Source organism: Curtobacterium luteum (assembly GCF_001475545.1).
GTDB classification, from domain to species: domain Bacteria; phylum Actinomycetota; class Actinomycetes; order Actinomycetales; family Microbacteriaceae; genus Curtobacterium; species Curtobacterium luteum_A.
This window is the reverse complement of sequence record NZ_LDQC01000089.1, coordinates 1-12734: the sequence shown is the minus strand read 5'-3', so window position 1 is coordinate 12734 and position 12734 is coordinate 1. Positions and strand designations below refer to the sequence as shown.

14 protein-coding genes are annotated in these 12734 nt (G+C 73.7%); 6 read left to right on the top strand and 8 right to left on the bottom strand.

Features of this window, described 5'->3' with window-relative positions; translation table 11 throughout:
* Window positions 1-170: 170 nt before the first annotated feature.
* Entirely contained in the window at window positions 171-1199 is a 1029-nt protein-coding gene (locus NS184_RS14320) for an NADPH:quinone reductase (RefSeq protein ID WP_058726784.1), read from the bottom strand.
* Window positions 1200-1266: 67 nt separating this feature from the next.
* Window positions 1267-1635: a winged helix-turn-helix transcriptional regulator gene (locus NS184_RS14315; RefSeq protein ID WP_058726783.1), complete on the bottom strand. Its 369-nt coding sequence runs from the start codon at window positions 1633-1635 to the stop codon at window positions 1267-1269.
* A 99-nt stretch (window positions 1636-1734) separates the two neighbouring features.
* On the opposite strand from NS184_RS14315, the gene NS184_RS14310 reads away from it, so the two are divergent.
* Complete coding sequence (locus tag NS184_RS14310) at window positions 1735-2382, top strand: NAD(P)-dependent oxidoreductase (protein ID WP_058726782.1); 648 nt, start codon at window positions 1735-1737, stop codon at window positions 2380-2382.
* Between the two features lie 158 nt (window positions 2383-2540).
* On the opposite strand, the gene NS184_RS14305 is transcribed toward NS184_RS14310, so the two are convergent.
* On the bottom strand, window positions 2541-3815 hold the full coding sequence (locus NS184_RS14305; RefSeq protein WP_242863069.1) for an MFS transporter: 1275 nt from the start codon (window positions 3813-3815) through the stop codon (window positions 2541-2543).
* 173 nt (window positions 3816-3988) lie between these two features.
* Here NS184_RS14305 and NS184_RS14300 point away from each other — a divergent pair, with 173 nt between their 5' ends.
* Window positions 3989-4846, top strand: coding sequence for a LysR substrate-binding domain-containing protein (locus NS184_RS14300; RefSeq protein WP_058726780.1), 858 nt, complete (start codon window positions 3989-3991; stop codon window positions 4844-4846).
* Between the two features lie 67 nt (window positions 4847-4913).
* Here NS184_RS14300 and NS184_RS17980 read toward each other — a convergent pair whose 3' ends face one another.
* Complete coding sequence (locus tag NS184_RS17980) at window positions 4914-6107, bottom strand: hypothetical protein (RefSeq protein WP_152998236.1); 1194 nt, start codon at window positions 6105-6107, stop codon at window positions 4914-4916.
* A 125-nt stretch (window positions 6108-6232) separates the two neighbouring features.
* Here NS184_RS17980 and NS184_RS14290 point away from each other — a divergent pair, with 125 nt between their 5' ends.
* A complete protein-coding gene (locus tag NS184_RS14290; protein WP_058726778.1) occupies window positions 6233-7213 on the top strand; it encodes an aldo/keto reductase in 981 nt (326 codons plus the stop codon).
* Between the two features lie 234 nt (window positions 7214-7447).
* Here the strand turns inward: NS184_RS14290 and NS184_RS14285 are convergent, their stop codons facing one another.
* The gene (locus NS184_RS14285; protein ID WP_058726777.1) at window positions 7448-8095 is read right to left on the bottom strand and encodes an NADPH-dependent F420 reductase; all 648 of its coding nucleotides are present in this window, start codon (window positions 8093-8095) and stop codon (window positions 7448-7450) included.
* A gap of 90 nt (window positions 8096-8185) precedes the next feature.
* Here NS184_RS14285 and NS184_RS14280 point away from each other — a divergent pair, with 90 nt between their 5' ends.
* The 3 genes from NS184_RS14280 (at window position 8186) to NS184_RS14270 (ending at window position 9665) form a co-directional block, all read left to right on the top strand.
* Window positions 8186-8482: a GNAT family N-acetyltransferase gene (locus NS184_RS14280; RefSeq protein WP_058726776.1), complete on the top strand. Its 297-nt coding sequence runs from the start codon at window positions 8186-8188 to the stop codon at window positions 8480-8482.
* Window positions 8483-8691: 209 nt separating this feature from the next.
* Window positions 8692-9165, top strand: a complete 474-nt coding sequence (locus NS184_RS14275) for a MarR family winged helix-turn-helix transcriptional regulator (protein WP_058726775.1) — start codon at window positions 8692-8694, stop codon at window positions 9163-9165.
* Window positions 9162-9665 carry a metallophosphoesterase family protein gene (locus tag NS184_RS14270; protein WP_058726774.1) on the top strand — a complete coding sequence of 168 codons (504 nt, stop codon included), beginning with the start codon at window positions 9162-9164 and terminating at the stop codon, window positions 9663-9665. Before NS184_RS14275 ends, NS184_RS14270 begins: the two co-directional genes overlap by 4 nt.
* A gap of 40 nt (window positions 9666-9705) precedes the next feature.
* Here the strand turns inward: NS184_RS14270 and NS184_RS14265 are convergent, their stop codons facing one another.
* The 3 genes from NS184_RS14265 to thiM form a co-directional block, all read right to left on the bottom strand.
* Entirely contained in the window at window positions 9706-11199 is a 1494-nt protein-coding gene (locus NS184_RS14265) for a bifunctional hydroxymethylpyrimidine kinase/phosphomethylpyrimidine kinase (RefSeq protein WP_058726773.1), read from the bottom strand.
* Window positions 11196-11912: a thiamine phosphate synthase gene (thiE, locus tag NS184_RS14260; RefSeq protein WP_242863068.1), complete on the bottom strand. Its 717-nt coding sequence runs from the start codon at window positions 11910-11912 to the stop codon at window positions 11196-11198. Before thiE ends, NS184_RS14265 begins: the two co-directional genes overlap by 4 nt.
* Window positions 11909-12734, bottom strand: an 826-nt coding sequence (gene thiM / locus NS184_RS14255) for a hydroxyethylthiazole kinase (protein WP_058726772.1), incomplete at its 5' end; no start/stop codon positions are given. The genes thiM and thiE, both read right to left, overlap by 4 nt.

Here is a 12734-nt window from a genome sequence, read left to right as displayed (position 1 = left end):
CCTCGCCGCTGCGCTCGCCCGCTGACCCCACAGCCACCGACCTGACGACGGAGCGCCGTGCCCACCGGATGACCGGTGGGCACGGCGCTCCGTCGTTCCCCGCAGACGCTGCGCTCGGCGTTCCTCCGCGCTTCGTCGTCCGCATCCGCCCGCATCGGTGCGTGCCGTGCTCACTCCTCGCTGACGTCGATGAGCACCTTGCCGACGGTGTCGCCCTCGACCGCGTCGTGCGCGGCCGCGGTCTCCTCGAGCGGGAACCGGGTCAGCGGCAGGCCGGCGTCCGCACCGACCGGCAGGACGCCGTCGTGGAGGGCCGCGGTGACGTCCTCGGCGGCCGCGGCGAGGGCCTCGTCGCCGATGGTGTAGAGCAGCAGGAACTGGTATCGCGCGTTCACGCTCATGTTCGGCCGGATCGGCAGCGTCGCGCCGTCGCCGCCGTTGTTCGCGTAGATCGACACGACACCGTGGTTCGCGAGCACCGCGGCGACGAGCTGCGCGTTCTGCGGGATCGACACCTCGACGACGATGTCGACGCCGTCCGGCGCGATCCGCCGGATCTGGTCGGCCGCGTCCTCGTCGCGGTAGTTCACCGTGTGGTGCGCTCCGGCGGTGGTCGCGAGCGCGGCCTTCTCGTCGGAGCTGATCGTCGACACCACGGTCGCACCGGCCCAGCGTGCGAGTTGGATCGCGGCGTGCCCGACGGCGCCGGCGCCGCCCGCCACCAGGACGGTCCTGCCGTCCAGTGCTCCGGGAGCCAGCCGGTCCGGTCCGTGCTCGTGTGTGGTGAGCGCGCGGTGGGCGGTCATCGCGGGGACGCCCAGCGAGGCGCCGACGTCGTGGCCGATGCCGTCCGGCAGCGGGACGGCTCGCTCGGCGGGGACGACCGTGAACTCCTGCGCGGTGCCCGTCGGACGGCCCGATGCAGCCATGTAGAGCCAGACCCGGTCGCCGACGTGTAGGTGGTCGACGTCCGCACCGACCGCGTCGACCACGCCGGAGCCGTCCTGGTTCGGCGTGATCTCGGGGAAGGGCAGGCCGTCGCCGTAGGTACCCCCGGCTCGGGCCTTCCAGTCGGTCGGGTTGACCCCGGAGGCGACGACGCGGACGCGCACCTCGCCGGGGCCCGGCTCCGGGAGCGGGCGCTCCTCGAGGGTCAGGACGGATGAGTCACCGGGCTTCGAGTAGACGACTGATCGCATGACACCAGGCAACCACCGGCACCGCTCGACGATTCCAGCCGCGGTGCAGGTGCGGCGGCAGCGCCGGTCAGCGCTGTCGCGTGTCGTACGTCTCGCGCGACGCTGCGACGTCGTCCATGTGTTCGGTCGCCCAGCGTTCGAGCGGCTCGAGCACGGTGCGGAGGGACCGGCCCCGCTCGGTGAGCTCGTACTCGACCCGTGGCGGGATCTCGGGGTGGACGGTCCGGGTGACGAGGCCGTCACGCTCGAGGGCGCGGAGTGTCTGCGTGAGCATCTTCTGCGAGACGCCCTGGACCCGGTTCGCGATCGCTGAGTACCGCTGCGGGCCGTCGACGAGCGAGCCGATCGTGAGGACGCTCCATCGGTCACCGATGCGGTCGAGGAGCTGACGCGACGGACAGTCGGCCGCGTAGGGGGTGTACTCGAGAGCGGACACGCTGACCTCCGTTACGCACTGCAAGGTGCCTACTTACCGATGGAGAGTAACACCCGTACAGTGAGTCACGAAGGGCAACCGCTCCACGAAAGGACTGCCATGACCAGCATCGTCGTCTTCGGAGGCACCGGGTACGCCGGCTCCGCCATCACCCGCGAGGCACTCTCCCGCGGCATCGCCGTCACCGCCGTCGCGCGCGACACCTCGAAGCTCGAGCCCGCCGACGGCCTCACCCTCGCGCAGGGTGACGCGTTCGACGAGGGCTTCGTCGCCGAGGTCACGAAGGGTGCGGACGTGGTCGTCGTCGCGCTCCACGCCGTGCAGGCCGACGGCTCCGAGCTGAAGGACCGCTTCCAGCACTTCGTCGACGCAGCCTCGGCCGCCGGCGCCCGACTCGGCATCGTCGGGGGTGCGGGCTCGCTGTTCGTCGCCGAGGGTGGCCCGCGCCTCTTCGACACCCCGGACTTCCCGGACGCGTTCGCGGGCGAGGCGAAGAGCCACGCCGCGATCCTCGACGCGCTCAAGGCGTCGGGCACCGACGTCGACTGGTTCTACGTGAGCCCGGCGGCAGCGTTCGGCAGCTACAACCCGGGTGAGCGGAAGGGCACCTACCGCTCGACGGACGACGTGCTCCTGACCGACGCCGAGGGCAACTCGGACATCTCGGGCGAGGACTTCGCCATCGCGTTCGTCGACGAGATCGTCACGCCGGCGCACCACCAGGCGCGCTTCGGCGTCGCGTACTGAGCGTGACCCCCTGACGGGCGGGAGGCCCGTGGCGACCCCGCCACGGGCCTCCAGTCCGTCCCACACCACGAAAGCGACATCGAACCAGGCCTCGGACCCGGTTCGATGTCGCTTTCGTGGTTCGTCTCGCGCCGCGCGCGCCGCGACCGAGCCGCGCCTCAGCGCTGCCCGACGATCGCGGGCACCGGCACGTGGTGACGCATCCGCACCGCGAGGTGCAGCCCGCCGCGCCGAGCGAGCACGAGCCCGACGACGGCCGCGGCCACTGCGGGGACGCCCCCGGCGACGACCATGCCGACGTGGGCCCCGAAGTGGTCCACGACCTGACCCATGATCGGCCCGCCGATGGCCTGGCCGCCGAGCAGCACGAGGACGTAGAGGGACATCACGCGACCGCGGATCGCCACGTTCGACGACAGCTGCACGAGCGAGTTCGACGCCGTCATGAAGAGCAGCTGCGACATACCCACCGCGACCAGGGCGACCGTGAACGGCGCGATCACCGGCACGGCTCCGGTGGCGACGAGCAGGACGCCCGTCCAGAACACGCCCCCGACGATCGTCCGCAGCCGGACCGTGGCGCGCCGGGTGGAGAGCAGCGCCCCGGTCAGGGCACCGATCGCGACGGCGGAGTTGAACACGCCGTAGCCGCCCGCGCCGACGTCGTACACCTCGGACGCGAACGCCGACAGCAGCACGGGCATCGTCAGTGCGAACACCGAGAAGAACGCCATGAGGACGACCGGCACGAGGATGGTCGGCTTGTGCAGGGCGTACCGCAGCCCCTCGACGAGCTGTCCCTTCGAGCGCGGTGCCGGCGGGGTGCGGTGCAGCTCGGACACCCGGAGGAACCCGAGCGTCACGACGACCGCGGCGCACGCGACGGCGTTCACCCCGAACGACCACCCCGCTCCGACGGCCACGAGGAGCGCCCCGGACAGCGCGGGTCCGATCATCCCGCCGAGCTGGAACACGCTCGAGTTGACGCTGATCGCGTTCCGCAGGTGTTGGTGCCCGACGATCTCGGTGACGAACACCTGCCGCGCCGGGTTGTCGATCACCGTGACCATGCCGACGAGGAACGCGATCACCCAGATGTGCCACGCCTGCACGACTCCGGCCAGCGTGAGCACGGCGAGGACGAGCGACAGCACCGCGAACGCACCCTGCGTGAGCATCATGAGCGCGCGCTTCGAGAACCGGTCGACGATGACGCCGCCGAAGAGGCCGAAGAAGAGCATCGGGGCGAACTGGCAGGCCACGGTGATGCCGACCTGGGCGACCGAGCCGGTGAGCTGCAGGACGAGCCAGTCCTGCGCGATGCGCTGCATCCAGCCGGCCGTCATCGCCACGAGGTTCGTCGCGGTGAAGATCCGGAAGTTCGGCACCGACAGGGCGATGAGGGTGTGGCGCCACGGCGGGCGCTCGGACACGACGGGGAGCGGTTCGGTGGGCGGGGGGAGGGTCGTCGATGACGCACTCACGGTTGGGGTCTCCGGACGTCGGTGGCGGAACGGTACCTCCCCGAAACTAGTTCGCCGACACCCATTCGGCTCCCGTATGGTTGCTATCACTCCATTGCGATGTCGAATGAGGAGGTCCTGCTGTGCTCGACCCGGTGCTGTTGCGGACGTTCCTCGCGGTCGCGGAGACGCGGAGCTTCACGGCCGCCGGGGTCCGTCTCGGCATCAGCCAGCCGACGGTGTCGCAGCACGTGCGACGGCTCGAGGGCGCGGTCGCCCGGACGCTGGTCGCGCGGGACACCCGGGGCGTCTCCCTGACGGACAACGGGGACGCCATGGCCGGTTTCGCCCGGACGATCCTCGCCGCGCACGCCACGGCCGACGCGTACTTCTCGGGGGCGGCCACCCGTGGGCGGCTCCGGTTCGGTGCCGCGGACGACCTCGCGATCACGCAGCTGCCGCGGATCCTGCGCGACTTCCGGCGACTCCACCCGCACGTGAACCTCGAGCTGACGGTGAACCAGTCCGCGCCGCTGCTCCGTCGGGTGCACGCGGGCCAGCTCGACCTGGTGTTCATCAAGCAGACCGCGGGGGAGTCGGCCGAGGGCACCCGCGTGGCGACGGACCAGATGGTGTGGATGGCGCAGGACGGCATCGCGCTCGAGGACGGCGAGCCCGTGCCGCTCATCGTCTACCAGGCACCGAGCATCAGCAGGCAGATGGCGATCGACGCGCTCGAGGCGGCGGGCCGCACGTGGCGGATCACGTGCAACACGCGCGACGTGAACGGGGTGCTCGCGGCGGTCCGGGCGGGGATCGGGGTCGCGGTGTTCCCGCACTCGCTCATCCCGGCCGACCTCGTGAAGGTGTCGCAGCGGCTGGCACTGCCCGACCTGCCCGCGGTGGACTACGTCCTCATCGCCAACCCGGCGACCCAGCGCGAACCGGTGGACGCGCTGACGAACGCGATCCTGTCCCGCGGCGTGATCCGCGCGGTCTGAGCGACCGTGCGCGATCCGGCCGTGCGCGATCCGCCCGTGCGCGATCCGACCGTGCGCGACCCGGCCGCTACGGCGCGAGCGCGGGGACGGTCCCGGTCCCGGTGAGGTCGGGCAGCGTCACCCCGACCGCCGGCAGCAGCGCCGACGCCACCGCCCACAGCAGCACGAGGGTCCCGACGCCGCCCAGCGCGGCACCGAGCAGCGCGACCGGGCGCTGCCACGTTGCCGACCGGTCGCGCAGGACGATCCCCGACAGCAGCAGGGCGAGCAGACCCAGCACGAGCCCGACGCCGTGCACGGTGCCCGGCGCGGTGAACCACCACGCGGCCAGCCCGAGGGTCGCGGTGCCGGCCACTGCGCCGAGGAGGGCTCCGGGTGCCGCACCGATCCGGCGCGTCCCGGCCCGGTCACCGGCCGTCGCCGCGCCGGTCGGGGCTGCGCCGGCCTGGAGGAGCGGCTCGGTCGGGGCGGGTTCGCGCACCACGGGCGCGGCGACGGTGGGGGCCTCGTCGACCGTCCGCCCGTCGGCTCCGGTCCGGCCCGACCCGGACCGTGCGAGCCCGGTCGGCGCGGGCGCGGAGGTCACTCGCGGGTCGGAAGCCGGCGCGGACGTGGTCGGCGCTGCGGCGGCCTGGCGCTGCGCGAAACGCGCCGGGGTCCGGTAGCCGACGGGGCCGGTCGGGGACGGTTCGCTGCCGGCCACGACGACGTGCTCCAGGCCGGGCACCGAGAACCGCGGCTGACCGACCACCGGGGCGGCCGGTGTCGGGGGCGCTGGTGGGGCCGCGGCCGCGGGCGGGGTGAGCGGTGCGGCGTCGACCGGAGACACCGGCGCCGACGTCGGACGCACGAGCTGGTCGAACGGGAGCGTGTGCACCGCAGGGGAGGTCGGTGCCGGCGGCAGGAGGTCCTCGTCCGGCGGGAAGTCCGGCACGACGACGGCGAGCGGCGGGGTCGCGGCAGCAGTGTCACCGAGCTGCGGGGTCGCGGCAGCAGTGTCACCGAGCTGCGGGGTCGCGGAAGCAGTGGCACCGAGCTGCGGGGTCGCGGACGCAGCGTCGTCGCGCGGTGCGCCGGGCGCGGCAGCGACGTGCTCCGGCCGGGCGACGGGTGCGGCCCCTGCGACGACCGTCGCGGTGGAACCGACCACGTGCTCGGCGGGGGCCGACGCAGCGGACGCGGGGCGTGCCTCCAGGGCGTCCTCCGGTGGAGCGGTGACCCAGGCGGGGACCGGCCGCCGGGGTCGATCCGAATCCGGCATGCGATGCGACGCCACTGCTGCTCCCTCCGGTGGTCTGATCCAGCGTCAGTTCTACCGGGAGGCTCCGGGGCCGGCGCATCCCCAGTTCGGGGCCGCGGACGGGAGCCCGTCGGTACGGTCGGAGCATGACCGGAATCGAACACCGTCCGCTCGGGCCCTCGGGGCTCGTCGTGTCCACCGTCGGCCTCGGCTGCAACAACTTCGGGCGGCCCGGCACCGCCTCCGAGACGCAGGAGGGCACGGACGCCGTCGTCGGTGCCGCCCTCGATGCCGGGATCACCCTCTTCGACACCGCCGACGTCTACGGCGGGCGGCCCGGCCTCAGCGAGGAGATGCTCGGGAAGGCCGTCGCCGGGCGTCGCGACGAGATCGTGCTCGCGACGAAGTTCGGCCTCGACATGCAGGGTGCGAACGGGCCGGACTGGGGCGTGCGTGGCTCCCGGCGGTACGTGCGGCTCGCCGTGGAGTCGTCGCTCCGACGCCTCGGGACGGACTGGATCGACCTGTACCAGATGCACCGCCCGGACCCGGTGACCCCGATCGAGGAGACGCTCTCGGTGCTCGACGACCTCGTCCGCGAGGGCAAGATCCGTTACGTCGGCCACTCGAACTTCGCGGGGTGGCAGATCGCCGAGGCCGAACTCACCGCCTCGATCGCCGGCACCACGCAGTTCGTGTCCGCGCAGAACGAGTACAGCCCGCTCGCCCGCGCCGTCGAGGACGAGGTGCTCCCCGCGGTCCGGGCCTACGCGCTCGGGTTCCTGCCGTACTTCCCGCTGTACAACGGGTTGCTCACGGGCAAGTACACGAAGGCGGGCGGCCCCGCGGACGGGCGGCTCAGCACCGCGAAGCCGCAGCTGCTCGCGGACGCTCCGTGGGACGTGCTCGACGAGTTCCAGCGGTTCTGTGACGCGCGTGGGGTGACGATGCTGCAGGGGACGTTCGCGTGGCTCCTCGCGCAGCCGGGACTCTCGTCTGTCATCGCGGGGGCGACGAAGCCGGAGCAGATCACGCAGAACGCCGAGGCCGGCACGGCCTGGTCGCCGTCCGAGGACGACGTCGCCGAGATGACGGTGATCTTCGACGGCGCGGCCGACGGCCGCTGACGCGGCCGGGCCCCGGCGGCCCGGACGGCCGCGGCGGCTCTGGCGGCCCGGACGGCCCCGGCGGCTCTGGCGGCTCTGGCGGCTCCGCGAGTCTCGGGGTGAGCGACGAGACTCGCGCTCACGGCTGCGAGCGTCGTCGGTGAGCGTGGACCTCGCGTTCGGCGCCGCTCCACACACGGACGGGAGGCGCGGTGCCAGCCGGCACCGACCTCCCGTCCGTCGTGTGGTCGCGCGCTACATGTCGCGGTACCGCTTCGCCGAGGCGAGCGCCTCGCGCAGCTCCGGCGCCGTGAGGCGCACGACGTACCCGGGGGTGTCGCGCTGGATGCGCCAGCCCTCGGCGAGCGCACCGGCGTCGACGACGTCGAACCCGAACGCGTCGATGAGGTCGGCGACGGTGTGCTTGGCGTCCGCGTCGTCACCCGCGACCACGAGCGCGCGGCGGCCGGGCGTCCCGGCGGGTTCGGCCTCGTCGGTGAGCGCGGCCGCGGCGATGTGGTTGAAGGCCTTCACGACCTTCGCCCCGCGAAGGTGGTCCTGCAGCAGCTCGGCCGTGGTGGTCGTCTCGTCGTCGAGCGCCGCGATGTGCCCGTCGCGCTGCGGGTAGTAGTTGTTCGTGTCGATGACGACCTTGCCGACGAGGGGCTCGACGGGGATGGTCTCGATCGCGGCGAGCGGGGTCGTGACGACGACGATCTCGCCCGCCTGCGCCGCTTCGTCACGGGTGGCGGCATGTGCGGACGGGCCGAGCTCGTCCACGAGGTCCGTCAGCGTCTCCGGGCCGCGGGAGTTGGCGATCACCACCTCGTGGCCGTGCTGCACGGCGAGGCGTGCCAGCTGGGATCCGATGTTGCCTGCTCCGATGATGCCGATCGTGGTCATGCAGGACGCAACGCGCGGGAACGGGACGCATTCCCACGTCGAGTGGCAGCCGGAGCGGGCAGTCCGCCGTCCGGGGAGCATGATGGCGGCATGACCGAGGAGTTCCGCCACGAGGCCGACCGTGACCGCTACGCGATGTACGTCGACGGTGAACTCGTCAGCGTCCTCGACTACCGCGAGAACGGCGACGCGATCGCCTTCCCGCACACGTACACCGTGCCGAAGCACCGCGGGCACGGGTACGCGGCCGCCCTCGTCGCGCACACGATCGACGAGGTCGAGCAGACCTCCGAGAAGCGCGTCGTCCCGATGTGCTGGTTCGTCGGGCAGTGGTTCGACGAGCACCCCGAACGGGCAGGACTCCTCAGCCGCGGCGTCGCGGACTGAGCACCCGAGCACCCGAGCCGCCGAGCCGCCGAGCCGCCGAGCCGCCGAGCCGCCGAGCCGCCGAGCCCATCGCGGCACCGCAGGCCGCGGCAGCCGGGTCCTGAGCAGCCGCGGCGCTGATCGACCGCTCAGCGGTTCGTCGCTATCCTCTGACCGCAAGGAGCCGGGTCGACCCGGCGTGAACGGGCCCTCGACAGGCAGGAGCCACCATGGACCACCCGAGGTCCGACGTCCGGAACGCCGACGTCGGACGCGCCTACACCGAGCTCTCCCGCATCACGAGGAGGGCCAGCATCCGGGCGCGTGGGTCGGACGAGGTACTCAGCGTCGTCGACCAATCCTTGGTGGACTTCGTCGTCGAGCACCCAGGCTGCATGGCCATCGACATCGCTCGCTACCTCCGCCTCAACCGCTCGACGATCTCCCGGCAGCTGTCCGGACTCCTCGCTGCCGGCCTCGTGCGGACGACCGACGGCGGCACGGGCAACGCGAAGCCCCTCGTCGCGACCGAGGCCGGCTGCGCGGCACTCGAACGTTCGGTCCGGCTGCACCGCGACGCCCTCGAGGAACGCCTCGCCGACTGGTCCGACGACGACATCGCCCTGCTCGCCGGACTGCTCGAACGCCTCGGCACCGCGGACGAGGCCGGCCTGCCGATGCCGGCCCGCGGCGCGGCGTCGTGACGACCTCGTTCGTCCTGCTGTCCGACACCCACCTGCCGAAGCGCGCGAAGGACCTCCCAGGAGCGCTCTGGGGTGACGTCGACGCCGCCGATCTCGTCGTGCACGCGGGGGACTGGGTGGACCTCGCGACGCTGGACGCCGTCGAGGGCCGGTCGCGCCGGTTCGTCGGCGTCCGCGGCAACAACGACGGTCCGGAGTTCGACGACCGGCTCCCGCTCGAGGCCCGCTTCGTCGTCGAGGACCTCCGTTTCGCGGCCGTGCACGAGACGGGTGCAGCGACCGGGCGGGAGCGTCGGGCCGCCGCCGCGTTCCCGGATGTCGACGTCCTCGTGTTCGGTCACTCGCACATCCCCTGGGACACCGTCGCGGACTCCGGGCTCCGGCTGCTGAACCCCGGTTCGCCGACCGACCGCCGTCGCCAGCCGGACCACACGTGGATGCGCGGGACGGTCGACGGCAGGGAACTCTCCGTCGAGCTCGTCCGGCTGCCCCTGCGCTGACGGACGCAGCGGTCGCACGGTGGCGACCACCCCTCGACGGTCACAGCGCCATCCGGAAGAACGCCTCCTCCCACACGGTCGACCGACGGTGGGCACGCGCCATGCGGCCGCGCTCCGCGGGCGTCGCCGCAGCGGCCAGACGTTCCACCTGCTCGGTGGCCTCGGCGCTCGCCGCAGCGAAGCCCGGGTCGCCGTACGCCGAGATCCAGTCGGCGTAGGGGTGCCCCTCGGGTGCGAGGCCCAACCGCGTCCCGACCCAGGCGTACACCCGGAAGCAGGGCAGCACGGCGGCCGCGAGGACGGCGGTCGAGCCGGTGTCCGCGGCGGCCTGCAGGTGTGCCAGGTAGCCGGCGCACACGGGGTGCACCGGATCGTCGGTGTGCGCGTCCCCGAGGCGCCGGTGGTGCAGGTCCCGTGCTTCGGCCGCGCACCCGTCGGCGGCGGTGCGCCAGAACGCCGCAGCCGGGCCGGACGACCGGTCGGCCAGGGTCGCGAGGTGACGACCGTACGCCCGGAGGTAGTGCACGTCCTGCGCGAGGTAGGTGTCGAACACTGCGGACGGCAGCGTGCCGTCCGCAAGACGACGGAGGAACTCCCCGTCGAGGGTCGCCGCACGCACGTCGGCGACGTCCTCCCACCACGTCTGGGTCCACGGGACGGTTGGCTGCACGGCCCGCGTCGCGGCTCCGTGGTCGACGGGGCCGTTGCCGGCGCCGACGTCGAGCGCGTCGGCGTGCTCGAGCGCGACCGTGAGCCACCGTTTCGCCGCTCCGACCGCGAGCTCCCAGTCACCGTGCCGCGCGGCGAGCGTGGCGATCGCGCTCGACAGGGAACACCCGGTGCCGTGGGTGTTCGCCGTCCGGATCCGTCGTCCGCGGAACACGCGCGAGCTCCCGTCCGGGGCGACCAGCACGTCGTCGGACGTCGGCCCGGCGTCGTGCCCGCCCTTCGCGAGCACGAGCACGTCCCAGGTCCGGGCGACGAGCTCCGCGTCCCCGAGGATGCCGCCACCAGGACCGGCGCCACCAGGACCGGCGCCGGGTGCGTCGCCGTCGGCGGGGGTCGCACCCGCGCCGGCCGTCCGCCGCGCCAGGTCGGTGAGCACCCCGAGCTCCGCCCGGTTCGGCGTGAGCAGGTCGGCGTGCGCGAAGAGCTCGGTGAGCGCGGCCTCGGCGTCGACGGAGAGCAACCGGTCGCCGCTCGTCGCCACCATCACCGGGTCCACCACGACGACCGGTGGCCGGTGCTCGGCGAGCCAGGTCGTCACCGTCGACACGACCTCGGCCGTCCCGAGCATCCCGACCTTGACGGCGTCGATCGTCACGTCGTCCGACACCGCGTCGAGCTGCTCACGCAGGAACGCCGTCCCCGGGACGTGGACGGCGCGCACGCCGGTGGTGTTCTGCGCGACGAGCGCGGTCACGACACCCATGCCGTAGCCGTCGTGGGCGGCGATCGCCTTGAGGTCCGCCTGCAGTCCGGCGCCGCCCGTCGGGTCGGTCCCGGCGATCGTCAGGACCCGTGGGACGGTCACCGGACACCGCCCTGGAGGCGCGGTGCAGCCGGTCGGTCCGCTCCGGTCCGCCACGCGGTCACGTAGGCGGCAGCGGCCGCCCCGGGGTCGGCCGCCGCACAGATGCCGGAGACGACGGCCACCCCCGCAGCTCCGGCGGCGCGGAGCGGCGCGACGTCGTCGAGGGTGACGCCGCCGATCGCGACGCACGGCAGGTCGGTGGCGGCGGCGATCCGGGCGAACCCGTCGACGCCGAGCGGCGCGGGGTGGTCGGGCTTCGTCGCGGTGGGGCGGACGACGCCCACACCGAGCAGGTCGACCGTCCCGGCGGGCAGGGCAGTGACGGCCGCGAGGTGCTCCGGCGTGTTCGCGGTCAGGCCCACGTGAGCCTGCTGTCCGAGCAGGGCGCGTGCGGCGGTCACGGGCACGTCGGACTGGCCGAGGTGCACGCCCGCGACGCGGTGTCCGGCGTGCCGTGCGGCGAGCACGACGTCGAGCCGGTCATCCACCAGCACGGTCGCCCGGTCGCCCACCGCGTCGGCCACGGCGGCCGCCAGACCGAGGAGCTCCCGCGCCGACGCATGCTTGTCCCGCACCTGCACGGTGCGGACCCCGGCGTCGACCGCGGCCCGGACCACGCCGAGCACCCCGTGGCCGTGCCGTCCGGCCAACTCCGTGTCCGTCACGAGGTACACGCCGATGCGGTCGTCCGCCGTGCGAGCAGCCGGGGTCACCGGTCGCTCCGAGCCGGCACGGCGGGGGCGAGGTCAGCCGCGCCCGTGCCGTCCTCGGTGGACACGAGGGACCGTTCGACGAGGTCCTCCGGGGTGAGGGACGCGAGCCGGTCGAGGAACAGCGGCTGGAACGTCCCCGGACCGCCGGCGTCCCGTGCGGCCAGCTCGGCCGCCACCGTGTACGCCACGGTCGCGGCCACGGCGGCGTCGCCGGGGTCGGCGGTGACCGACGCGAAGGCGGCGGCCACCGCACCGAGCGCGCACCCGCCGCCGGTGATCCGGGTCAGCAGGTCCGTCCCGTTCGCGACCCGCACGACGGTCCCGTCCGGGGCGACCACCAGGTCGACCGGACCCGACACCGCCACGGCACCCACGTGCCTCCCCGCCGATGCACGGGCGGCGGCCCTCGCGTCGTCCGTGGTGGCCGTGGCGTCGGTCCCGCGACCGCCGGCCGCGCCGACGAGCAGGGCGAGGACCTCCGAGGCGTTGCCCCGCAGGACGGTCGGCCGCAGGGGCAGCAGCTCGTGCGCGAGCGCCGTCCGGACCGGGAGCGCCCCGACCGCCACGGGGTCGAGCACCCACGGCGTCCCCGCGTCGGCGGCCGCGGTCGCCGCCTCGACGGCGGCGTCACGGGCCTCCTCGTGCGGCGTGCCGGTGTTCACGAGCAGCGCGTCGGCGACCCGGGCGAACGGACCGGCCTCGGTGCGGACGTCGACCATGGCGGGGGAGGCCCCGACCGCCAGGAGCACGTTCGCCGTCACGTTCTGCACGACGGTGTTCGTGACGCACTGGACGAGCGGGGCCCGGGCGCGGACGGCCTCG